Below are 22,966 nucleotides of genomic sequence, written 5' to 3'. Positions count from 1 at the left end.
TAAAACCTCTTTTAAATTTACCATATTTGTTATATAATATGCGTTACAAGCTATTGCATGCAGTTTTAGATGTTCTGCAGTAAGTCAAAAAACTTATACTTAAGGAAGGTTAATTATGATATTAACAGGTAATTTAGAAGCATCAACAATTGTAAAATCATTTTTCATAATTGTGGCATTATTAATGTTCAGAAGTTTGATAACCAAGTCGATAATAAAAATCATACGCAAACTTACTGAACGATATAAATTAAGTTATGCCGTATTAATAATTGATTCTATTGAAAAACCTCTTTTAAATTTAATTACATACACTGCCGTTTATTTAGGAATCATAGTATTTCCCATAAATCCGTCAATATATGTATTTATAAGCAGACTATACAGGGCTATGTTAATTATAACGGTAACACAGGGGCTGCTTAGATTAATTACATCATACTCAGAGGCCCTTAACAGTAATTACATAAATGAAAAATCAAGTTCACAAATGGCTAAAACAGTATTTCCTGTTTTATCAAAACTTATAAAGACGGTTGTTGTAATCCTTGCTGTTGTTGCAATAGCTGTTGAGTTTGATTTCAAGCAACTTAGCAGCATACTGGCAGGCCTGGGAATAGGAGGCGCAGCATTAGCTTTAGCTTCTCAGGATTTAATAAAAAACTTTTTCGGCGGATTCGTCATACTTACTGACAAGTCATTCAGTGTAGGAGACTGGATAAGGGTAGATTCCTTTGAAGGTACAGTTGAAGAACTGGGGTTGAGAAGTACAAAAATAAGAACAATAGGAAAAGAATTGGTTATTGTACCAAATTCAAGGTTTGCCGACAGAGAAGTTATAAATTACAGCAACAGGGAAAACAGAAGGGCAAGTTTTACACTTGGCGCTGTATACGGAACACCGGAAGAAAAAATGAAAATTGCAATAGAAAGAATAAAATCAATGCTGGATTCTCATTCGAGGGTTGCTGGGGATACATCTATTGTTAAATTTACTGGCTTTGGGCCAAGTTCTTTGGACATTGCGGTTCAATATTTTACAAATACAGCAGACTATGCTGAGTTTATGGATATTACCAACGACGTTAATTTTAAAATAATGGAGATATTTACAGAGGAAAACATAGAATTTGCATTCCCTAGCATGAGCGTATATATGAGTAAATAGTTTCAAAATTTTGCATAGTAATAGAAAGTTTTGGCAAAATAGGAAGGGAGATATAAATGGAATTTAATTTAAGAGTCGGGATGAAAAACAAATTAGAAAAAATTGTTACGATGAACGATACCGCAAAAGTATTTGGAAGCGGAGCTGCTGAAGTATTTGCAACTCCTATGATGATAGGTATGATGGAAGGAGCTTCCATGAATACTGTTAAGGAGTATTTACCCGAAGGCTTTTCAACTGTAGGAATAAGCGTTAATATAAAGCATGTAAGCGCAACCCCTGTTGGAAAAAAGGTTTGGTCAGAATCCGAGTTGATTGAAATAGATAGAAAGCGTCTTGTATTCAGGGTGAATGCGTATGATGAAGACAAGAAGATTGGTGAGGGAGTTCATGAGCGGTTTATAATTGACGAAAAAAAGTTCATGGATAATTTAAAATAATAATTTTGTTTACTTTATACAGTTTTTTTAGTAAAATCAGTAAAAGGAGATAATTATTATGAAATGCCCTAAATGTAATTATTCTGAAAGTAAGGTTGTTGATACCAGACCTACAGATGACGGTTTTAAGATAAGAAGACGCAGAGAATGCATGGAATGCGGACATCGATTTACAACATATGAAAAAATAGAAGAAACACAAATAGTGGTGGTAAAGCGGGATGGAACAAGACAGGGCTACAACAGAGATAAAATTATAAACGGACTAATAAGAGCCTGTGACAAACGTTCAGTCAGTCTTGAGCAGATAGAGAATATCGCTGACAAAGTGGAAAAACAGCTTTTGAACACATTCCAGAACGAGGTGTCAACTGAAGTTATAGGTGAATTGGTGATGAATGAACTTCAAGGGGTGGATGATGTAGCATATGTGAGGTTTGCATCAGTTTATAGGAAATTCAAGGATATCAATACTTTCATGGATGAGTTAACAAAAATACTTGATGAAAGAAAAAAATAGTAAAAGGAGCATAATATGTATATTAATTTTGATGTGCTTAACATAACAAACGGAAATACAAAGATGACAGACACTGAATTCGGAAGAATGCAGATAGAGAAAATCGAAGCAGGAAAGTTAAAATCGACAACTGGGAAAATAATTGCCACAGATCCTATTTTGATGTATGATGACGAAAGCTATTCTGAGCGCGTAAAACCGGGCACATACAGTGTGTACATATATGTTGGGAAAACTGAAAACAGAAAGAAACAGACAGTCGCGGCAGAACTAAGAATTAATGATAATCCTCCGGTTAAGTGGGAGATGGCACTTCTCAGTGGAGAATCTTCAAACGGATTTGCTCAGGATGAGTTTATGGGCTACGAGGTAGAAAACGGACTTGGCTGCTTTATGGATGAATCAGTTATGAATATTTTGGATACTATGAGTGAGGAAGAGCTTGATGAATATGAAAAATCTGTAAGGGATGCAGTGAGATTGAACGAATGTTCCTGTGCAAATATAGTAGTTGATGAGCCAACAGGCAGAAATATAATTATTTTTGCAAGTGGATGGAATGAGGGTACATTCCCAACTTATTACGGATATGATAAAAATAAAAAACTTGCAAGACTTGTTACGGATTTTATGGTTATAGAAAAATAAATTATTAAGAGCAGCATGGCGAATCAAGCTGCTCTTTTTTAAATTAGGTAGTGAAAGCTGCATGCAGCTGTTTTTACCATAGTTTCTTTTTCTTAAATATCCACAGACAGAACGCTAAAGTAGACATGCTCAAAATTATGACAAACATATAGCCATACTTCCAGTGAAGCTCAGGCATGGAGGAAAAGTTCATTCCATACCACCCAACTATGAATGTAAGTGGAGAAAATATAGCCGTAAGCACGGTAAAAAGTTTCATGATATTGTTAAGGTTTATATCAAGCTGAGCTTGGTAAGATTCTCTTATCTGGGTGACATAGTCGCGAAGATTTCCTACTTTTCGGTTTAGCCTCTCAATTCTGTTCAGTAGTATTACGAAGTATGCAATTGATTTTTTATCGAGTATGCTATTTTCATTTTCTGTTAAATTTTCAACAACGTCCATCAGGGGCTCATAGTGCTTTTTTAAAAACAAAAGCTTATTTTTCAGTAGGACAATATCCTTTATATAATCTTTTGTTTTTCCTTTTAAAACATCCTCTTCAACGCTTGAAATTTCAGTTTCCAAATTTGACAGCATGCTGTAATCTTTTAAAGTCATTTTATCAATTAAATTATATAAGATTTTTTCTGTGCTTATGCCCATTAAGCCTTTGCTGTAAATGTCATTTTGTATTTCTCTGAACAAATCCAAATACTTGTCAGATATAAATACCAGATACTTTTTTGTAATATAAAAATTCAACTCAGATACAGAAAAAAAGCTTTCATTTGGGCCGATTATGTTTAAAATTCCAAAGCTATAACTGTCATATACATCCAGTTTCGGCGTATCTTCGTTATGGATGCAATCATAAATTGTCTGGTAGCTGAAATGAAAGAAGTTATTATTTGCATTTATCTCTTCTGGAGTAAGTATGACCCAATACTTATTATTTTCATCTTTTTCAAGTTCTTCCATGTTTGATTCAACAAGATTGTCCTGAAGTATTTTATACACAGTCAATAAAATCACCTCTATTTATTAATGTAGATTTAAGGAATATAGTATTTAATATATTTTAACAAATTTTTTAAAAATAACAAGTTAACAATTATAAAAATTGCAAGCAATAAAATGATATAAAATGAACATAGAATCTTGAAATAATATTGAATAAATGATAAAATGAGTAATCTAGAAAACATATAAAGGACTATCATGAGAGAAAAGATTAATAAGTACGATATTGCTTTGATTTTGACCATTATTGCAGTCAATATATTGATTTTGGCATACGGAACTTTAAACACTGTTGATAAGGGGAAAAAAATTGCGTATATCTATTCGGACAACCGGTTAGTAGGAGAATACACATTAACCGACGATTACAAGACAGAGTTTGTTGTCGAAAGTGAAAGCGGCTCTAACAAAATACATATCGAAGACGGATACGTATGGATTGAAGAAGCAACCTGCCCTGATAAAATTTGCCTGCACCAAGGTAGAATAAGCAATGATGGAGAAGTTATAGTATGCCTTCCAAATAGGTTGATGGTGCAAATCAAGGATAATAACCCAGAAGATGAATTAGACGTTATAGTCAAATAGCAGAATAAAGAAAGAGAGATTATGAATAAATTAAGAAGATACATATTTTTAGCGGTTTTAACGGCAGGAGCTTTGATATTAAGCATATTAGAAGGAATGATGACTCTACCATACATAGCTCCGGGAGCTAAGCTTGGATTGTCGAATATTGTGGCATTATCGGTTATAGTAGTATTTGGATTTAAGGATGCATTGATGGTTGTTGTTATCAGGTGCATTTTATTCATGTTGGTTGCAACAAATCCAATAACATTTACATACAGTATAGTCAGCGGAATAGTCAGCACTATAGTAATGAGCATAGGACTAAAACATGCCAAAAAATTAAGTCTGATTGGTATAAGTGTCTTGGGTGCAATGGCTCATAATGCTTCGCAGATATCTGTTGCAGCTATATTATTTGAAACTGCAAATCTTTATTACTATTTACCTATTTTGTCTTTTGTAAGTATATTTACAGGATGTTTTGTAGGGTATGCTTCCATTTTTGTAACTAATAACTTGAATAAAACTTTTACGAGGCTTGGGAGAGAGTTAAAATGAGAAAAGGTGGTAACTCCATATATTTTATTTTATTGCTTTTGACGTCTGTAATAATAGGTACCATATTGGGAAAGGCATTTTCTAAGTTTTTACCCATATTAAACTACGGTGAATCTATAGGATTTGGACCGGCTACATTGGATTTGAGTATTTTTTCTGTAACATTTGGCTTCAGTGCGAGTCTGACTGTTGCAGGAATACTAGGTATTTTAATAGCAATAATAGTATATAAGAAACTTTGAGGATTGATAACTATGAGAAATATAATTTTAGCTTCAAAATCACCAAGGCGCATAGAAATGCTTGAAAAATATGTGAAAAACCTTAAAATTTTTTCACCTGATATGGAAGAATCAGTGGACGAAAATGATTTGCCTGAAACAACTGTTATGAGGTTAGCTTTTGAAAAGGCTGCAAAAGTCGCAGAAACATGCGACGAAAAAGGAATTATTATAGCTGCGGACACTGTCGTTTATCTTGATACAATAATGGGAAAGCCTAATGATTATGATGAAGGTTTTGAAATGCTTAAATTACTTTCCGGAAAAACACATAAAGTCTTTACAGGCATTTGTATTATAGATAACGAAAATAATAGAAAGGTCGTTGATTACGAGGAAACCCTGGTTGAATTTAACAAACTGTCAGATAATTTCATCAAGAGATATCTAGATACAGGCGAATATGGAGATAAAGCCGGCGCATATGGAATTCAAGGGTATGGAGAACTGCTTGTTAAGGGAATACATGGATGCTACAATAACGTCAAAGGCATGCCATTATCAAAACTGAATAAATTACTGGCAAAACATTTTTCTTATAATTTGCTTTAGAAATCAAGTATATTGCATATTGGAGGTTTAAATGGACAATACTAATTATACCATAAAATCAATACCTAAGGATGATAGGCCTCAGGAAAAACTTCTTAAGTATGGTGCCAATAATTTGTCTAATTCAGAACTCATTGCAGTAATTTTAAGGACAGGAAGCAAAAATCAAAATGTTGTAATGCTTGCTCAAAGAATATTGAATGAGGATCAAAAAGGGCTCAGGAATATTGCCGAGGGCAGTGTTGAAAAGTTCAAATCATTTAAAGGAATAAATGACGTAAAAGCAGCTCAGCTTTTGGCTTTAGCTGAGATAAGCAAAAGGATAAGTACATTAAAAATTGAAAAAATAAAAATATCCTCTCCTAGCGATGTTGCAATCCTTTTAATGGAGGAAATGCGTTACTATAGGAAAGAATATTTTAAAATAATATTGCTGGATACAAAAAATAATATTAAGAAAATTTCTGATATATCAATCGGAAGCCTGAATTCGTCAATTGTTCATCCCAGAGAAGTGTTTTTAGAGGCGGTAATTAGTTCATCTTCAGCTATAATTCTTGCGCATAATCACCCAAGTGGAGAAACAGAGCCAAGTCGCGAGGATATTTCTTTGACAAACAGGCTGGATGAATGCGGAAAGCTTCTAGGAATAAAAGTGCTTGACCATATAATAATAGGTGATGGTACATTTTACAGTTTTAAAGAAGAAGGTTTACTTTAATTAATATCGAGAGGAAATTAAAATGGGATTTTTTGATATGTTTACACAAAAGATAGGAATAGATCTTGGAACTTCAAATACATTGGTTTATGTAAGCAATAAAGGAATAACAGTAAACGAGCCGTCGGTTGTAGCAGTTAAGGTCAGCTCAAACGAAGTGTGTGCCGTAGGCGAATCCGCAAAAGCTATGCTTGATAGAACACCGAAAACAATAAATGCAGTCAGGCCGCTTCAAAACGGCGTAATTGCAGATTTTGAAATTACAAGAGCGATGATTAAATATTTTATAAACAAAGCGTTAAGCAAAAGAAGATTTGTTAAGTCAAATATAGTAATCTGTGTACCTGTTGGTGTTACTTCCGTTGAAAAAAAAGCAGTTGAGGACGTTGCATACGATGCGGGATCAAAAAAAGTTAAATTGGTGGAAGAACCTATGGCTGCGGCAATCGGTGCAGGGTTAGACGTAGATAAGCCTATTGGAAACATGATAATTGACATTGGTGGAGGGACAACAGAAATAGCGGTGATTTCGCTGGGGGGTATTGTTGTGTCTGATTCTCTTCGCATTGCTGGAGATGACATGGATGTTGATATTAAGGATTATATAAAAAATAAGTATAAAATGGAAATTGGGATGGTAACTGCTGAAAAGATTAAAATGACAATAGGCAATGCCAGCAAAAAGTTTTACAGTATAGCTCGCTACAGTGACGATGAAGACCAGGACGGTGAAAATATAAAGCCTCATCCTCAAGAAATGCAAATAAGAGGAAGAGACATTGTTTCGGGTCTTCCTTTAAATATTACTGTTACCAGTGATGAAATAAGAGAGGCAATTATTGAAACAGTAAATAATATTGTAAATGCAATAAAAAGGGTTTTAGAAAAAACGCCTCCTGAGCTTTCCTCGGATATTTATTCCAATGGAATTTACTTATCCGGAGGGGGAGCATTGCTAAAAGGCCTTGACATTTACATAGAAAAGGAGACGGGACTTAAAGTTTTTATTGCCGAGAATCCATTAAACAGCGTTGCTATGGGAGCGGGAAAAATTTGTGAATCTCTGTAAAGTGGTGAATAAATGAATTTTATACAAAAATACTTTAAAAGAATACTATTTTTGTTTACAATTTTTGTTTTGGTTATTTTAATAGGGCTATCATCAATAGGAAAAGTTAACGGAACTGACTTAGGATTCTTTGGGAGCGTGTTAGCCGGTGCCCAAAGAATCATATTTAATACCGGGCAGACAGTTACCAGTTCGTTTTATTCTATACAGGATATTGTTAAAATGCGTGAAGAAAACAATATTCTTACAGATACGGTGCATGAGCTTAATGAGCAGGTTCGAATATTAGAAAACATTGTAAACAAATCTGAGGCATTAGAAACTGAATATGAAATGAAAGAAAATCTAAAGAGTGATCATATAATTGGACAAGTGATATCACTTGATGATTCAAACTGGTTCAGCAGGATTACAATAGACAAAGGCGAAAAAGACGGTATAAAGAAAAATGACATTGTAATTAATGCGGTGAAGACCAAAAAGGGAGTTGTTCAGATAGGACTGGTTGGCGTAGTTACGCAGACATCGTCTAATTGGGCTAAAGTTATAACTTTGCTTGATGAAAGCTGCAAAATAAGCTTTAGAGACATAAACAGCGATGAAAGCGGAATAATGCAGGGAAGTGTTGATGGAAACATTACCGGCTATTTTTTTAATAGCAAGGCTAATGTAAGCATTGATGATTCTCTTGTTACATCAGGAATAGGTGAAATATATATTCCGGATTTGTATATAGGAAATGTAAAAGAGATTGTCCCAACCACTGACGCATCAACTCAGAGGATTATTATTGAACCTGCTGTGGAATTTACAAAGCTGAGCAGAGTTTATGTGCTTAAGGTGGACAGATAGTAACAGCGAGAGGTAGAAATTAATGAAAAAATTTAGCTTAATGGCTGCTATCATTGTTTTAGGTTTTATTGCTCAGACATCCCTATTTAATTTTTTTAATATATTTGGTACAGTACCTAATCTTTCTCTTGTTCTTATTGTTGTTTTTTCAATGATGTCTGATGGTATAACAGGAGGAGTTCTGGGAATTTTAACCGGAGTAGTATACGATGCTATGTTGTATGATGTTTTTGGTATTTATACGTTGGTATACTTTATTATAGGGGCAATAATAGGAACATACAGTGAAGATATGCTTAGAGACAATTATATTGCATACACGTCTGTTACTGCGGCAGCAACAATAGCATGCAACTTTTTTATGTATCTTATTTTGTTTTTTTTGAGGTACAAAGTTGGAAATGCGGGAGGAATATGGAGCGGCATAATTGTAGAGGTTTTAATGAATACTTTTTTGGTTGTTTTTGTACTTAAATTTATTAATTTTACATTTAATAAATTTAACATTAAATAGAGGTGGAATATTTGAGTTTACAAAAATTTTTTAAAAACAGATACAACATTTTATACATGATAATATTGTTCCTTCTGTGCGTGCTGGGATTCAGAATGGCTGTACTTACAATCGTTGAAGGCGAGGAATACAGGGCTGTTGCAGATATTAAGAAAATAAAGGACATTCCTGTTAAAGCACCAAGGGGCAAAATATATGACAAAAACGGAGTAATCCTTGCTGATAATGTCTCCAGCTTTACTGTTCAAATGTACACAGACGAAATTGACGCTGAAAATTTCAATGACATATCCTATATTTTAGCGGAAATATTTGAAGAAAATGGCGAAAAACCTATTGACGAGTTTCCCATTGAGCTTGATACTTTTGATTATATTGACGAAAGCAAGGAAGCAAATAAAACATCAGATGATGCAGCAGATTCTGCATCTTATATAACTGCTGAAGAAACTGTCATAAATGCGGTAAAGAATAACATAAATGAATGGCTCAATTACAGAACCTTAATTTACGGTAAAGAATTCAATCCCAAGCAAAGAGCGCTAGATACTATTTTAAGATATAAAGACATTCCTGTTAAGCTGGAAAATGACCAGTTTATATTTTATTTCCCTGAGGAGAAATCAGAAGAAAGCGATGGTGGAAATTCTGAAATAACAGTAGTTGAACAGACAGATGCAACTCAAAAGGAAGATGAAACACAGATTATCGAGGGCGAGCAGGATCCCGTAAAAAGATGGTTGGAAGAAAATGATTTTGATAAAAGCCTAAGTGCTGAACAGCTGATTGCCGAGCTTCTTGCTAAAAATAATAAATATCTTACGAGACTGTTTTCAAATTCAAAAATAAGGAAACTTTCATTTGATTTTATTAATTCAAATGGACTTGGATCAAATATAAAGCTAGTTGAATATGCATTTGTACAGGATGAAAATTATAAAAATATAAAAAGAAGCCTGAATGCTAATCATGAGGGAATAACACAGGATTCATCGGCTAAGGACGATTTTGTTTTGCTTACAATGACGTACTCGCTGGAAAGTTTGCTTCAGTCTGTGTATGAAACTGAAACAGGAAAAGTAGCTCCAGGTGAGGTGCTGATAGAAAGGCTTAAGGAAATATATCCCGATCTGCCTGTTATGTTTGTTGAGGAAAGTGGATCTGGATCATATCAATACACGGATGAGCAGCTTAAGAACAAATATTTGGATCAGCATAATTTGGAACAGGATACTCAGCCTTATGATTTTGTTAAGCAGATTTCATTTAAAAATTACGATGTGCTTCAAAATTTCATAACTGACGAAAGCATTAAATATTATGCTCAATCTGAACTTTTAAAGCATGAAAATCCGTCTATATCAATTTCGGATTGGGAATACACTCCTATACGAGACAAAAGGAACTGGATACAAAAAAATGTTGAGATAGATAGTAAAGAAGAATTAAACTATTCAGCAGAAGAAGTATTTTTAATGCTTCGCAAAACATTGAAAATTGATTCAAGCATAAATGATTATGACATGAGAAATATGATGGTTATAAGAGAAAGATATAATAAGACCAGTTATTTGTCATACCATCCTGTTGATATATGCTACGGTATATCAGAAAAATCTGTTGCAATGATATCAGAGCGTTCTCATGAACTTACAGGGATAAATGTTGAAATAGAGCCTTTGAGAGTATATCCTCAAAATGATATTGCTGCCCACGCAATAGGATATCTGGGAAAGATAGCACAAGACTATGAGGTGCAGGAATATGTTGTTGAAAAAGGCTACAGCCCTGATGACATAATAGGCAAGACGGGGCTGGAAGAGAAATTTGAAGAGTATTTAAGAGGAACAAAAGGTAAGAAAACAGTTGAGGTGAATAATGTCGGCAGGACTATAAGGTCTGTTTCAAGTGAGGCTCCGGAACCGGGAGATAACATATATCTTACACTGGATTCAAGACTTCAAAAAACAGCTCAGGACGTTTTGAAAAAAGGACTGGAACAAATACAGATCGGCGGAACCTTTGAGAGTGAATGGGGAGACTTTGATTTTAAAGATAAATATGAAAATGCTAAATCAGGAGCATTGGTTGTGCTTGATGTAAATACAGGAGAAGTTCTCGCAATGGCCAACTACCCGTCATATGATTTGAACATGTTTGCTACAGGTATATCTCAAGATGACTGGAACGGCCTGTTAAATGATTCAAAGAACCCTTTGGCTCCGAGGCCGCTTTACAATATTGCAATGCTTACAGCAATTCAGCCCGGGTCAACGTTTAAGATGATTACTTCACTTGCTGCTCTAGAAAAAGGAGTAGATCCGAATACAACTGTATATTGTTCAGGTACTATGGAGGTCGGTGATAGATATTTCAGCTGCTGGATATACAATATGTTTGGAGGAGCACACGGCAGTCAGAACATGTACCAGGCTATTATGAATTCCTGCAACTTTTATTTTTATACAACTATGCTTGGAGAAAACTTGGCCACACATCAGAAGCATACTGTCAAAGTATCAGCTGAGGAAATAATAGAAATGGCAAAAAAATTCGGATTGGATTCAAAAACCGGGATTGAAATAGACATTCCTCAGGAAGCTTCAGGCGGTGTTCCAAGTATAGATGGTAAAAAAATTAATATCAGGGTTTATTTAAGGATGTTTTTGGAAGCCAATATAGAAAAATATTTAGAAACCGGATATAAAATAGAGGCAGGAATGAAAAATGAGATAGTGGAGGAAATAGTAAGCTGGGTTGATCGGGATGAACCAATGACAAGAGGTGAAGTTTACGAAGGCCTTAAGGCTCTTAGACTCAATCCTGAAAAAACAAATGATTACAACGTTCCTCTCGTTGATATAATAAAATATTCATATTTAAACCAGGCCGTATGGAATGTGGGAGATAATCTGAATATAAGCATAGGGCAAGGAAATAATGCTTATACTGTAATGCAGATGGCAAATTATATAGCTTCAATAGCCAACGGAGGATACAGGAACAATGTCAGCATAATAAAAGAAATAAAAACATACGACAGAAAGAATACTGATTATGTTCCGCAGAGAGAAGCAGAGCCTATTGGTTTGTCAGATTACAGCTATCTGGATGTTGTAAAAGAAGGAATGAGGCTGGTATCTCTGGATGATTCAGCTAAACCATATTCAAGCTTTCCGGTTGAAGTCGGCAGCAAGACCGGTACGGCGCAGAATCAGGGAATAAATCCAGATACAGGAGAGCCATACGATGACTTTGCATGGTATGTTGCATTTGCTCCTTATGATGACCCTCAGATTGCAGTTGCATGTGTGCTGTTTGAAGGGGGTTCGGGACGTTACCCGACTCCAATAGTCAGGGAAGTTATCGGAGAATATCTCAAACTTAACAACGAGGAACCGCAGACAGAAGAGTAGAAAAAAGAACAAAGATGAAATTATAGTTGGGAGGCAATTATGGGAAAGGCAGTATTGATAGGCTCACAAAAAAGAGACATAGGGAAGACTGTTATTTGCATAAAGTTGGGAATGAATCTTTCGAAGGACAAGAAGGTTCTGATTGCAGATTTATCATCAGGGAAAAGAAAGATTGCAGAATACTTTAATGTCAGCGAAAATATTATATATGATATTAAGGATGTGTTGGATTCAACATGTTCATTAGATCAGGCCATAATAGAAATAAATGAAAATTTATCTCTGCTTCCCGGACCGAGAATTTACGACAAATTAAAAAATATAAGTGCCGACGCATTTCGATTACTGATAGATGAAACAAAAAAGTCATATGATGTAGTAATAGCTGATGTTGACAAAGTTTTTCAGAGTTATATAGATTTTAATTTAATTAATGATATTATTACAATAAACAATAATGATTTTTCATGTGTTAAAGAAATTAACAATGATAAGATGCTTGCAGAAAGGTATAATGTAGATGGCATTTATACCATATTGAACAAATACAACAAAAAAAATGCAAAAAGAGGAACCTTTATGAGTGCAAAAGATATTCGTAAAATGACCGAGCTAAACACATGCACCATAATTGAGGACAGCATGAAATATAATGATGTCGATTATGATTTCCTGCTAAGTACTGATGAAAGTTCCTTTAATAAGTCAATTAAATCCATATCTGGTTGTTTGATAATTTAAAGTAGAAAATGAAAAACTTTTGCATATGTCAAAAGTTTTTTGCTTTTTTAACCCCCAGTTCCCTTGTCAAATTATTTATGACTTGTCTGCGATATTTTGTAATAAAGTACTAACATTTTAATAAAATGTATGGAAGGGGTGGGTGAAATGAATAAAATTACCAGAAAAAAATTCAATTTAAAAAGAAAAGATAAGCTTAACAGAAAATTAGCATTGCAGATAATATTCAGCATTGTGCTGGTTGCAGCTGTAATTGTTACAAAGCAGCTGGACACGAATTTATCTGAACAATTTCTAAATACTGCTGATGAAAAGATAAGCGAAAGTATCGAACCTGCAAAAATAAAAAGTTCATTTTTTGGATTTTTTACGGGGTTAAAAAATAAAATCCCGTTTTTAGCAGAAGATTCAGCGGAATACTCTGCTCCGGTTAACGGGAAAATATATCAAAACTACGGGCTTAATAAAACAGAAAATGTTTCATACTACAACCACGGATTAGATATTATATCAAATACTCAATCTGTAAGAGCAATTTCAAAAGGAAAGGTAACTCAGATAGGGAATAATGAAAAGCTGTCAAACTATGTAGTCATTGAAGATGACGGAAAAACTTTTGTATATGGAAAAATAAATGAGGCTTTTGTCAGTGAAGGAAACAGAGTTTCACAGGGAGATATAATAGGAGCTCTCAATGAAGAAAATATGCTTTTGCATGTAGAAATATGGGAAGACGGTGAATCCTTAAATCCATCTAAATTGTTTAAAATGAACGAATAAAATGTAAATGTTCATTCTGATTGCATTGGCTGCACATGAAACAGCACATTTAATTTCTGCTCTTATACTGAGAATAAAATTTTACAAAATCAAAATTACACTTTTTGGTTTCAATTTAAATGCGGAGCTGGAAAGTCTGGCATTGTACAAAAAATTGTTTTTATTTTTGTCAGGCCCTGTATGCAATATATGCCTGTACTCTATATTTACAAAAACCGAGTATAAAGAATTTGCAGACATAAATCTTTTTTTGGCAGTGATAAATATGATACCCATAGTTCCTTTAGATGGAGGAAATATCTGTAAGGCTTTTTTGGAAATGTTTTTGAATATAAAATCCGTATGCAGGTATATGATAATGACCAATACATTTTTTATTGTATTATTTTTAGTAATAATACATATGCATGAAAACTATCTGTACCTTCTTTTAATTTTGATGGGGCTAAAGGGAATACTTGAAGAGAACAGGATGCTAATAGAGAAAACAATAAGAAAAAAATATAATTTGATCAAGTTTAAAAAATAAAATCAGCTTATTATGAAGATTAATCAAAAAATCAAAAAAAATATTTGAAAAAATCTATAAATAGGGTATAATAGAATTACATTTGTAAATGAGAATTTATAAATGCCTCTTAAATTTTTTGCCTCAAGCCGTGGGAAACCACGGCTTGCCCTTTTTTGCAGTCATGTTATTGACAGAACAACAATCAGCACACAGAATATAAATATAATAATATATATTTCTTTTTTTATAAAATCGTATAATTTGCATATCATTAAAATCCCCCCGGTTCTATAATTATTATATGTTGAAATAATAATAAATTGATAATTATTGAAAATAAAAGAACAGTCATATCCAGCCCTGCATAAAATAGAACATATAGTTTAGAAATGGAGGGTTATAATGCCAACAGTATATTTAAGTCCGTCTACACAGGACTTTAACATGTTTGTTACAGGTGACGGAAGCGAAGAATACTTTATGAATATGATAGCTGATGCAATGATACCGTATCTTCAGCAGTTTGGGATAGATTACTACAGAAATACACCTGAAATGACAGCGGGCTCTTCGCTCAGAGATTCAAATTCTAGAGATGTTGATTTTCATATAGCGATTCATTCAAATGCATCAGGTCCGGGACAGGAAGGGCGAAACAGGGGTGTTATAGTATTCTATTACCCTACAAGTACAAACGGCCAAAGAATGGCTAATATAATGGTTGATAATTTCAGAGAAGTATATCCGCTTCCCAATGAAGTAAGAGCAGTAGCTACAACGAGCTTGGGAGAAGTTTCAAGAACATCTGCACCGTCGGTATTAATTGAAGTTGCTTATCATGACAATGTAGAAGATGCAAACTGGATAGAGAATAATATTGATACAATTGCAAGAACTTTGGCTGAATCGGTAAATGAATTCTTTGCAGGAGCTCAGCCCGAGGTTCAGCCCGAAATGCAACCGGGTGCCGCAAGGACCGGAAGAGTGACGTTATCAAGTGGTTACTTAAACATCAGAAACGGACCGTCTCTAAATGCACCAGTCATAGGTATGGCTCCAAATGGAACGGTGGTTACAGTTACAGAGCAGGTTGGGGACTGGTATAGAGTTTTATATAACGGAACAGACGGCTATGTAAGTAGACAATATATAACGATTCAATAGGAGGCATCAAATAAATGACGATTTTTTATTGTATAAAACTAGTCGTCATTTTATTATGAAAAAGTTGTTTACATTTATAACAGTGAGTAATATAATTATATTTGCAAATGCAAATTATTTGCAATACAACTAAACTTAAAAAAATAACAGCATATACTTAAAAAATTGCTGTTATAATACATTAAAACTGAAAAAATCGAACCTCCTAATTAATAAGGATAAATATAACCTTTAATTTCCAGGGCAGGCATAATAGATGTTACAGCTATTTGGGGTTCGACCTGCCCCTCGTACTGACCTCTGATAATTTCACCCTCTACAGTTATCCACTCATTGGATGCAAGTTCAGATGCCTTGTCGTACCTGCACAGTATTCCGATAGGAGCCAGATCAGCTGCGCAGCATACCATTGCAAGTCTGGCAGCTACGAATTCATCCTCTTCGAAATACTCCATGTCATTGAATACAAAACCTGTTATTGTAATCATATAGCCTTCATAAGCATCTAAGTTTCCGTATATCTCTGCAATCCACGGGTAAAATTCTTCGTTGCTCACAGTTATTATCTTATTTTCCTTATCTAAGCCGGTAAGGTCAAGGCTGTTGTCCTCGCTTGAAGGAACGGTATCTTCAGGTGATGAATTAGCAGTATCAGGTTGAGTGATTTCCTCTCCACCAAAATCATTTTCAGTAATGCCGGGTATAGAATCCAGATTAAAGTCAGAATTGTCTGACAAAGCTTGATTGTTGCTCCTATTGGAAGTTCCCTGATAAAAAGTACTGCCTCCTGCGTAATTTGATGCCAGATTTGCCATATCAAGAGGCTTGTGGGGCAATAACAGAAGCAAGGATGGAAGCACCAGCACAAGGAAGTGAAAAGCGCGTATTTTGTGATGGGGTCTGAACATTCTAAAAAGGCTCATGCATGCCCATATAATCATAATTATCGCAGTAAAATACAGATAAGGTTTCATTTTGGGGGTAACATACAAAAGATATTTGTCACTTGTTATAAAATAAAACATGTATCCGCCGAAAATCAAATAAGAAATAAATTCTAAAAAAACCTGAGCGTTGAACGATCTTGCTTTCATCTAAATACCTCCCATTGAAAACATAAATACCGCAAAAAAGAATACTGCAAATATGGTAAACAATAGCTTTCCAATAAACCGTCTTGTAAACTGTGCTACAAGAATATTTATTTCTTTGGATTCATTTTTGTTTAGCAAATTGTTCAAAAAGGTTGTTTTTCCGGAATCCAGAAATCCGGTAGCTATATAAACAGGTATGCTCATTATTGTTCTCCGCTAAAAATATATTCAAGCTCACGAGAGCTTAAGTTTTTGCCTATAATGCATAATATGGGACTGCCTTCAACTGTGCACTTTATCAACTGAATGTTTCCCGGAATGTATTGTAAATTTAAATATCCGTTCTCACTGCACAAAATTCCCTTTGCCCTGAGAATAGTTCCTGATGCGTTTTGCTCCATAAAGTTAATCTTGTCTTTTAATTCATTTATGCTGAATAGCTTGTCTGTATGTAATAAAAGTTCATTCGAATTAATTTTATCCAAAGACTCTGAAAAAATACGAGATTTTGAATTAAGCTTTTTAAATATCTGTAGCCATAAAATTCTCCAATATTTTGGTGTGCAAATATAAATCCAAGTATTTGCAAATGCGTATCATTTGCAATAAATTTATTATATAATGACGTTTTCTCAAAGTCAAGAAAATGAAACCGACAAGATAAATATTGTTAGATAAAAACAGAGCATGGTATATACAAGAAAGACATATCCAACACTTATGTGGATATGTCTTTCTTAATGCGGTCGGGGGGATTTGAACCCCCACGAATATACATTCGCTAGCCCCTCAAGCTAGTGCGTCTGCCGTTCCGCCACGACCGCGAACTGCTTTATTATTATAAGTGATGCAAAGGAATTTGTAAAGAGAAATTTTCAAGAAAATTATGGTATAATATGAATATTCATGGTAAGAATACTAAAAATTCAGACCTTAATTCTCTTGTAATATTTTCCTGAATGGATTATAATTATATTATAATATATAGTTAAAGTGTGCATAATGCAATATGGAAATCCTTTACTCAAAACAGGCATAATGTTATTTGACAAACAAATAACAAATGTATTAATCGGAAGACTGTAACGTAAATCGGTTAAATAAACCAATCAGCTTTAAATGAAAAAGCTGATAGATGATGAATAACTGTTATGTTGACAGCAATGTTTCTTTTATAAAAAAATAAGTATAGGAGTTGGGGACTTTATGAAAATTAAGGAGATGGCTGAAATTTTAAACGCTGAAATACTGACTGATTTTAGTAAGGATGATACTGACATAAAACATGGATTTGCAAGTGATTTGATGAGTGATGTACTGGCATATGCCAACAGTGAGTCGCTGCTTGTTACCGGATTAAACAATGGTCAGGTTATAAGAACTGCAGAGATGTTGGACATGTGTACTGTGTTGTTTGTAAGAGGCAAGCAGCCGTGCAAGGAAGTAATAGAGCTTGCACGGGAGAATTCAATAACGGTACTTGCAACAAATTATACCATGTTTAAAACATGCGGAAAATTAGTGTTAAACGGTATGAAGGGAATAGAATCGGATGACTGAAAGTTTCTTAAAGCGTTACAGCTTTGACATCGTTGCAAATGATTTCATAGCTGCCGGCAAGGGGTCGAGCACCATCAAGAATTTACTAAAGTCAATGGGAATAGAAGCAAATCTTATCAGAAAGATAGCTATTACATCTTATGAAGCGGAGATAAATATTGTAATACATTCATATGGAGGTCAGCTTCACTGTGATTTGTATGAAGATAAAATAGTTATTGTTTCTCAGGATACCGGTCCCGGAATTAAAGATGTGGAGCTTGCATTAACTGAAGGATACTCCACTGCGACTGAAAGTGTCAGGGAACTTGGTTTTGGCGCAGGCATGGGTCTGCCGAATATGATGAAATATTCTGATGACTTTGAAATTACTTCAAGCAGTGACGGCACGGTTATTAAAATTACTATTTTATTATAGGAGGCAAACATGAATTTTTCAATAATGTTTGATAAGGATAAATGTAAATGCTGTACAAACTGCATCAAGAGATGTCCAACACAAGCTATAAGGCTGGTGGATGGAAAAGCTTTCATAAATAATGACAAATGCATACACTGTGGCGAATGCATAAAGGTTTGTCCATATAATGCGTATACGCCTGAGCCAATTGAATGGTACGAAGAAATGCATTTTTCATCATATAAACATAAAATTGCAATTTCATCCACACCGCTATACGGACAGTTTCCCAAAGGAACTGATATATGTAAGGTTCAGAATTCCATACTAAAACTGGGATTTGATTCTGTATATGATGCCAGCTGGGCGGCTGAAATGGTAGGAATGGCCATAAAAAGAAAAATTAATGAAGAAAAAATAAGGCCATTTATTTCTACAAACTGTCCTGCAGTGGTAAGATTAATAAAAAACAGATATCCTTCGTTAATGGATCATTTGATTTTGATAAAGGAGCCAATGGTAATTGCAGCAATGCTTGCCAGAGAAAAAGCAAAAAAGAAACTGGACCTGAAAGATGACGAAATCGGTGTGTTTTACCTTTCACCATGCCCGGCCAAGCTGCTTGCGGTAACGGATCCTGTTGGTGATTACAAGCCGTATGTGGATTGGGTTATACCTCTTAATACTATTTACGGAGAATTATACAGAGAATTGGTTAAGGGTGACAACGGATTATGCTCACATCCTTCACTGAACGGTACAAAATGGGCTGTATCGGGAGGTCAATCGGAATCAGCTGGGCTTACAAATTATATTGCCGTAAACGGGATGGAAAACATAATTCAGATTCTTGACGAAGTAGAAAATGGAAATCTTACTAATGTTGATTATGTTGAGACACTTGCTTGTGTTCAGGGGTGCGTAGGAGGGACGTTCAATGTAATAAATCCGTTTATAGCCCAAAGCAATATTAATTATATTTTGGGAAACACAAAAGATGAGAGCATAATAGAAGAACTTGATGAATTTGATGAAATGTATGAGTCTGGGGTCTTTAAATTTTCTCTTAAGCCGGAAGAAAACCAAGGGAAATTTAATATGAAGGAAGCAATTATCAAAAGAGAAAAAATAAAAGAAATATATGATAAACTTCCCGGTTTGGACTGTGGCTCATGTGGAGCGCCAACCTGTTATGCTCATGCAGAGGATATATATAATAATGAATCAACTCTTTATAATTGTGTAGTGTTGAGAGCCAACAAAATAACTGAGGAGGGAAGATGAAAATTATAGATTTTGCAAAAAAAATGGATTTATATCAGTTATATGATTCAAAAGACGATATTGAAATAGAAGGAGTATATATAGGTGACTTGCTTAGCATAGTGATGTCAAAGGCAAAAATGAACTATGCATGGATAACAATTCAAACACATGTTAACATAGTAGCTGTTGCTGAACTGCTGGATTTGTCCTGCATTATTGTAGTTGAGGACATGGAGGTTGAGCAGGAAACAATTGAAAAGGCAAAGGAACACGGAATTCCTCTGTATAAATCGAAAGAAAGCGCCTATGAAACAGCATGCAGGCTGCAAAGCATGGGAATAAAATGAAATATTATTATGACTTGCATATCCATTCTGATTTGTCGCCATGTGCAAGCGAAGATATGACTCCAAGCAATATTGTAAACATGTCATATATAAAAGGATTAAATATTATTTCAGTAACAGACCACAACACTACTGAAAATCTTCCTTCGTTTTTACAATTGTGTGACAATAGAGGAATTAAATTTATACCGGGTATTGAGGTTACTACAAAGGAAGAAGTACATGCTCTTTGCTATTTCATGAAACTTGATAGGGCGATGGACTTCGGAAGACTAATATATGATTCTCTTCCGGATATAAAAAACATTCCATCAATTTTTGGGCAGCAGAATATTTACAACAACAAAGATGAAGTAACGGGAACTTTGGATAAGCTTTTGCTGAGTGCTTCAGGCTATTCGCTTGAAGAAGTGTGTTCTTTAGCTCATAAACATTGTGGAACAATGATTCCTGCTCATATAAATAAAAAATCTAACAGTGTCCTGGGTATACTTGGGTTTATCCCTCCAGGACTTAAAATCAATTTTGTGGAAATTCACTCTAAATCGGAAATAAATGAAAAAGTTATAAAAAAATACAACATCATAAAAAATTCAGATGCACATTATTTAACGGATATATCAGAGGCAGTAAACAGTATTGAGCTTAACAATGCAGATGAGATTTACAAATACCTTTTTATAAACAGTTTGTTAAATGACTGCGGTACGGAGGGATCATGAAAGAAATATCAATGCACATACTTGACATTGTAATGAACAGCATTAAAGCCGGAGCAACATTAATAGAAATCAATATATACGACAGCATTAAAAATAATTGTTTAATAATTACAATAAAGGATAACGGAATAGGTATGAGCAGTGAAACAGCTAAGCTTGTAACTGATCCGTTTTTTACTACCAGGACAACAAGAAAGGTGGGGCTGGGCATACCAATGCTGAAGGAAGCATGTGAAAGATGCAACGGAAGCATGGAAATAAATTCGGAAATAGGTAAGGGGACAGTAATTAAATGCTGTTTTGAAAGAAATAATATAGATAGAGCGCCCCTTGGAAATATGGGTGACACAATTATGACAATAGTCAATAGCCTCGAAGAATGTGAATTAATATACAATCATAAGACCGACGAGGGAACATTTTCCTTGAACACTACTGAAGTGAGAGAAGTGCTTGACGGTGCCAGCATAAAGAGCGGTAAAATCTTACTCTGGGTTAAAGAGTATGTTAATGAAAATATAAAAAGTATATCTATTATTTAACAAGGAAAACGGAGCAAATCGATAATAATTGTTTTAAATAATTAGAAATTTAAATAATAATTAAAAAAATAATCAAAAAAGGTGTTTAAAAGTTGTCGATTATCTGATATAATCGATTTGTTTGATTATTAAATAACTTTTATATATCACTTATATAAAACATTAAAACAAGAGGTGAAAATATGAGCACAAAATTGTTTACATTTAAGGGCGGAGTCCACCCACCCACAAACAAGACGCTAACACAAAATGTGCCAATTGAGAATGCAGTTGATCCTAAAGTTGTTGTTATACCTTTATCACAGCATATAGGAGCACCATGCGACCCATTAGTTGCTGTGGGAGATACGGTAAAAGTTGGACAAAAAATAGGCGAATCAAAAGCCTTTATGTCAGTACCGGTACATTCCAGCGTATCAGGAACAGTTAAAAAAATTGAGCAGCATTATGTGCCGAACGGTTCTAAAGTTAATTGCATCGTAATAGAATCAGACGGCAATTTTGAGGTTTATGAATCTGTTCAACCGAAAGGAAACATTGAAGACCTTACAAAAGAAGAAATCTTATCAATAATCAAAGAAGGCGGTATGGCAGGTATGGGAGGGGCAACATTCCCTACTCACATTAAATTAAGTCCTCCAAAAGACAAGCCAATTGATGTTTTACTTGTTAACGGCGCAGAATGTGAGCCTTATTTAACTGCCGACCATAGAATAATGCTTGAAAAACCTGAGCTTGTATTATTGGGTGTTAAAGCAATAATGAAGGCTCTTGGTGTTGATAAATGCTTTATCGGAATTGAAAAGAACAAACCTGATGCAATAGAAATAATTCAGAAGGCAGTTGAAGGACAGGAAGGCATAGAAGTTGCTCCATTGGAAATAAAGTACCCTCAGGGAGACGAAAAGAGAATAATTAATGCCATAACAGGAAGGATAGTACCATCAGGCGGACTTCCTATGGAAGTTGGATGCGTGGTTGAAAATGTCGGCACTGTTGCTACAATAGGCAATATTTTTAAAACAGGCATGCCTTTGATACAAAGAGTTGTTACTGTATCAGGAAGTGCGGTTCAAAATCCAAAGAACCTTTATGTTAGAATAGGTACTTCTTACAAAGATGTAATTGAACAATGCGGAGGATATAAGGAAGAACCTGGGAAGCTTATAAGTGGCGGACCTATGATGGGATTTGCACAATTTACAGATGAAGTATCCGTTATAAAAGGCACTTCAGGAATTCTTGCGTTCAGCAAAAAAGAGGCAGATCTTGGGGAACCATCCAACTGTATTATGTGCGGAAGATGTTTGGAAGCATGTCCTGTTCACCTTCAGCCATATAAAATCAGTAGATATTCTATTCAAAAGAATTTTGATGCTGCTGATGAGTTCCATGCTGCAGATTGTATAGAATGCGGCGGATGCTCTTACATATGTCCGTCAAAAAGACCGTTGAAAGAAACTATATCTGTTGCAAAAAAAGAAATTTTAGCAAGACGTAGAAAGGTAAAATAGGAGGAAATAC

General features: G+C 34.6%; 28 protein-coding genes and 1 tRNA gene. 24 read left to right on the top strand and 5 right to left on the bottom strand.

Annotated features, from left to right (window positions below; genetic code table 11):
- The first annotated feature begins 115 nt into the window (after positions 1–115).
- The 4 genes from ACS3UD_RS07325 to ACS3UD_RS07310 are packed head-to-tail and all read left to right on the top strand — an operon-like array spanning position 116 to position 2,776.
- Positions 116–1,168 (top strand): mechanosensitive ion channel family protein, encoded by a 1,053-nt coding sequence (locus ACS3UD_RS07325; RefSeq protein ID WP_308137102.1) that lies wholly within the window; start codon positions 116–118, stop codon positions 1,166–1,168.
- Positions 1,169–1,224: 56 nt separating this feature from the next.
- Positions 1,225–1,608, top strand: coding sequence for a thioesterase family protein (locus tag ACS3UD_RS07320; protein WP_308137103.1), 384 nt, complete (start codon positions 1,225–1,227; stop codon positions 1,606–1,608).
- A gap of 58 nt (positions 1,609–1,666) precedes the next feature.
- Positions 1,667–2,128 carry a transcriptional regulator NrdR gene (gene nrdR / locus ACS3UD_RS07315; RefSeq protein WP_308137104.1) on the top strand — a complete coding sequence of 154 codons (462 nt, stop codon included), beginning with the start codon at positions 1,667–1,669 and terminating at the stop codon, positions 2,126–2,128.
- Between the two features lie 15 nt (positions 2,129–2,143).
- Positions 2,144–2,776 (top strand): DUF4241 domain-containing protein, encoded by a 633-nt coding sequence (locus tag ACS3UD_RS07310; RefSeq protein WP_308137105.1) that lies wholly within the window; start codon positions 2,144–2,146, stop codon positions 2,774–2,776.
- Positions 2,777–2,849: 73 nt separating this feature from the next.
- On the opposite strand, the gene ACS3UD_RS07305 is transcribed toward ACS3UD_RS07310, so the two are convergent.
- Positions 2,850–3,776: a magnesium transporter CorA family protein gene (locus tag ACS3UD_RS07305; RefSeq protein WP_308140106.1), complete on the bottom strand. Its 927-nt coding sequence runs from the start codon at positions 3,774–3,776 to the stop codon at positions 2,850–2,852.
- 201 nt (positions 3,777–3,977) lie between these two features.
- Here ACS3UD_RS07305 and ACS3UD_RS07300 point away from each other — a divergent pair, with 201 nt between their 5' ends.
- From ACS3UD_RS07300 to ACS3UD_RS07240, 13 genes are all read left to right on the top strand, one after another.
- Positions 3,978–4,367, top strand: a complete 390-nt coding sequence (locus tag ACS3UD_RS07300) for a NusG domain II-containing protein (RefSeq protein WP_308137106.1) — start codon at positions 3,978–3,980, stop codon at positions 4,365–4,367.
- Positions 4,368–4,388: 21 nt separating this feature from the next.
- Positions 4,389–4,910, top strand: a complete 522-nt coding sequence (locus tag ACS3UD_RS07295) for a Gx transporter family protein (protein WP_308137107.1) — start codon at positions 4,389–4,391, stop codon at positions 4,908–4,910.
- On the top strand, positions 4,907–5,152 hold the full coding sequence (locus ACS3UD_RS07290) for a DUF4321 domain-containing protein (RefSeq protein ID WP_308137108.1): 246 nt from the start codon (positions 4,907–4,909) through the stop codon (positions 5,150–5,152). Before ACS3UD_RS07295 ends, ACS3UD_RS07290 begins: the two co-directional genes overlap by 4 nt.
- Positions 5,153–5,164: 12 nt before the next feature.
- The gene (locus ACS3UD_RS07285) at positions 5,165–5,743 is read left to right on the top strand and encodes a nucleoside triphosphate pyrophosphatase (RefSeq protein ID WP_308137109.1); all 579 of its coding nucleotides are present in this window, start codon (positions 5,165–5,167) and stop codon (positions 5,741–5,743) included.
- 31 nt (positions 5,744–5,774) lie between these two features.
- A complete protein-coding gene (radC, locus tag ACS3UD_RS07280) occupies positions 5,775–6,464 on the top strand; it encodes a RadC family protein (protein ID WP_308137110.1) in 690 nt (229 codons plus the stop codon).
- A 22-nt stretch (positions 6,465–6,486) separates the two neighbouring features.
- Positions 6,487–7,533 carry a rod shape-determining protein gene (locus ACS3UD_RS07275; RefSeq protein ID WP_308137111.1) on the top strand — a complete coding sequence of 349 codons (1,047 nt, stop codon included), beginning with the start codon at positions 6,487–6,489 and terminating at the stop codon, positions 7,531–7,533.
- Positions 7,534–7,545: 12 nt separating this feature from the next.
- On the top strand, positions 7,546–8,385 hold the full coding sequence (gene mreC, locus ACS3UD_RS07270; RefSeq protein WP_308137112.1) for a rod shape-determining protein MreC: 840 nt from the start codon (positions 7,546–7,548) through the stop codon (positions 8,383–8,385).
- A 22-nt stretch (positions 8,386–8,407) separates the two neighbouring features.
- Positions 8,408–8,899: a rod shape-determining protein MreD gene (mreD, locus tag ACS3UD_RS07265; RefSeq protein ID WP_308137113.1), complete on the top strand. Its 492-nt coding sequence runs from the start codon at positions 8,408–8,410 to the stop codon at positions 8,897–8,899.
- A gap of 11 nt (positions 8,900–8,910) precedes the next feature.
- Positions 8,911–12,315, top strand: a complete 3,405-nt coding sequence (locus ACS3UD_RS07260) for a penicillin-binding transpeptidase domain-containing protein (RefSeq protein WP_308137114.1) — start codon at positions 8,911–8,913, stop codon at positions 12,313–12,315.
- Positions 12,316–12,354: 39 nt separating this feature from the next.
- Entirely contained in the window at positions 12,355–13,056 is a 702-nt protein-coding gene (locus ACS3UD_RS07255; RefSeq protein ID WP_308137115.1) for a hypothetical protein, read from the top strand.
- 147 nt (positions 13,057–13,203) lie between these two features.
- Complete coding sequence (locus tag ACS3UD_RS07250) at positions 13,204–13,836, top strand: M23 family metallopeptidase (RefSeq protein WP_308137116.1); 633 nt, start codon at positions 13,204–13,206, stop codon at positions 13,834–13,836.
- Between the two features lie 7 nt (positions 13,837–13,843).
- Complete coding sequence (locus ACS3UD_RS07245; RefSeq protein ID WP_308137117.1) at positions 13,844–14,365, top strand: site-2 protease family protein; 522 nt, start codon at positions 13,844–13,846, stop codon at positions 14,363–14,365.
- Between the two features lie 384 nt (positions 14,366–14,749).
- Positions 14,750–15,511: an SH3 domain-containing protein gene (locus tag ACS3UD_RS07240; RefSeq protein WP_308137118.1), complete on the top strand. Its 762-nt coding sequence runs from the start codon at positions 14,750–14,752 to the stop codon at positions 15,509–15,511.
- Between the two features lie 209 nt (positions 15,512–15,720).
- Here the strand turns inward: ACS3UD_RS07240 and ACS3UD_RS07235 are convergent, their stop codons facing one another.
- From ACS3UD_RS07235 to ACS3UD_RS07220, 4 genes are all read right to left on the bottom strand, one after another.
- On the bottom strand, positions 15,721–16,605 hold the full coding sequence (locus ACS3UD_RS07235; protein WP_308137119.1) for a TIGR03943 family putative permease subunit: 885 nt from the start codon (positions 16,603–16,605) through the stop codon (positions 15,721–15,723).
- Positions 16,606–16,809: a GTP-binding protein gene (locus tag ACS3UD_RS07230; RefSeq protein ID WP_308137120.1), complete on the bottom strand. Its 204-nt coding sequence runs from the start codon at positions 16,807–16,809 to the stop codon at positions 16,606–16,608.
- Positions 16,809–17,090, bottom strand: coding sequence for a hypothetical protein (locus ACS3UD_RS07225; protein WP_308137121.1), 282 nt, complete (start codon positions 17,088–17,090; stop codon positions 16,809–16,811). The genes ACS3UD_RS07230 and ACS3UD_RS07225 overlap by 1 nt, the downstream gene beginning before the upstream one ends.
- 256 nt (positions 17,091–17,346) lie before the next feature.
- Positions 17,347–17,429 (bottom strand) — tRNA-Leu (locus ACS3UD_RS07220).
- A 382-nt stretch (positions 17,430–17,811) separates the two neighbouring features.
- Here ACS3UD_RS07220 and ACS3UD_RS07215 point away from each other — a divergent pair.
- The 7 genes from ACS3UD_RS07215 (at position 17,812) to rsxC (ending at position 22,956) form a co-directional block, all read left to right on the top strand.
- Positions 17,812–18,165 carry a DRTGG domain-containing protein gene (locus tag ACS3UD_RS07215; protein WP_308137122.1) on the top strand — a complete coding sequence of 118 codons (354 nt, stop codon included), beginning with the start codon at positions 17,812–17,814 and terminating at the stop codon, positions 18,163–18,165.
- Complete coding sequence (locus ACS3UD_RS07210; RefSeq protein WP_308137123.1) at positions 18,158–18,583, top strand: ATP-binding protein; 426 nt, start codon at positions 18,158–18,160, stop codon at positions 18,581–18,583. Before ACS3UD_RS07215 ends, ACS3UD_RS07210 begins: the two co-directional genes overlap by 8 nt.
- 9 nt (positions 18,584–18,592) lie before the next feature.
- Positions 18,593–19,849: a [Fe-Fe] hydrogenase large subunit C-terminal domain-containing protein gene (locus ACS3UD_RS07205; protein WP_308137124.1), complete on the top strand. Its 1,257-nt coding sequence runs from the start codon at positions 18,593–18,595 to the stop codon at positions 19,847–19,849.
- Positions 19,846–20,178, top strand: coding sequence for a serine kinase (locus tag ACS3UD_RS07200; RefSeq protein WP_308137125.1), 333 nt, complete (start codon positions 19,846–19,848; stop codon positions 20,176–20,178). The genes ACS3UD_RS07205 and ACS3UD_RS07200 overlap by 4 nt, the downstream gene beginning before the upstream one ends.
- A complete protein-coding gene (locus tag ACS3UD_RS07195) occupies positions 20,175–20,900 on the top strand; it encodes a PHP domain-containing protein (protein WP_308137126.1) in 726 nt (241 codons plus the stop codon). Before ACS3UD_RS07200 ends, ACS3UD_RS07195 begins: the two co-directional genes overlap by 4 nt.
- On the top strand, positions 20,897–21,442 hold the full coding sequence (locus ACS3UD_RS07190; RefSeq protein ID WP_308137127.1) for an ATP-binding protein: 546 nt from the start codon (positions 20,897–20,899) through the stop codon (positions 21,440–21,442). The genes ACS3UD_RS07195 and ACS3UD_RS07190 overlap by 4 nt, the downstream gene beginning before the upstream one ends.
- Before the next feature lie 182 nt (positions 21,443–21,624).
- Positions 21,625–22,956, top strand: a complete 1,332-nt coding sequence (gene rsxC, locus ACS3UD_RS07185) for an electron transport complex subunit RsxC (protein WP_308137128.1) — start codon at positions 21,625–21,627, stop codon at positions 22,954–22,956.
- Positions 22,957–22,966 lie beyond the last annotated feature (10 nt).

Source organism: Sedimentibacter sp. LTW-03 (assembly GCF_052059825.1).
Classification (GTDB): Bacteria; Bacillota; Clostridia; order Tissierellales; family Sedimentibacteraceae; genus Sedimentibacter.
This window is presented reverse-complemented; position numbering and strand designations above follow the sequence as displayed.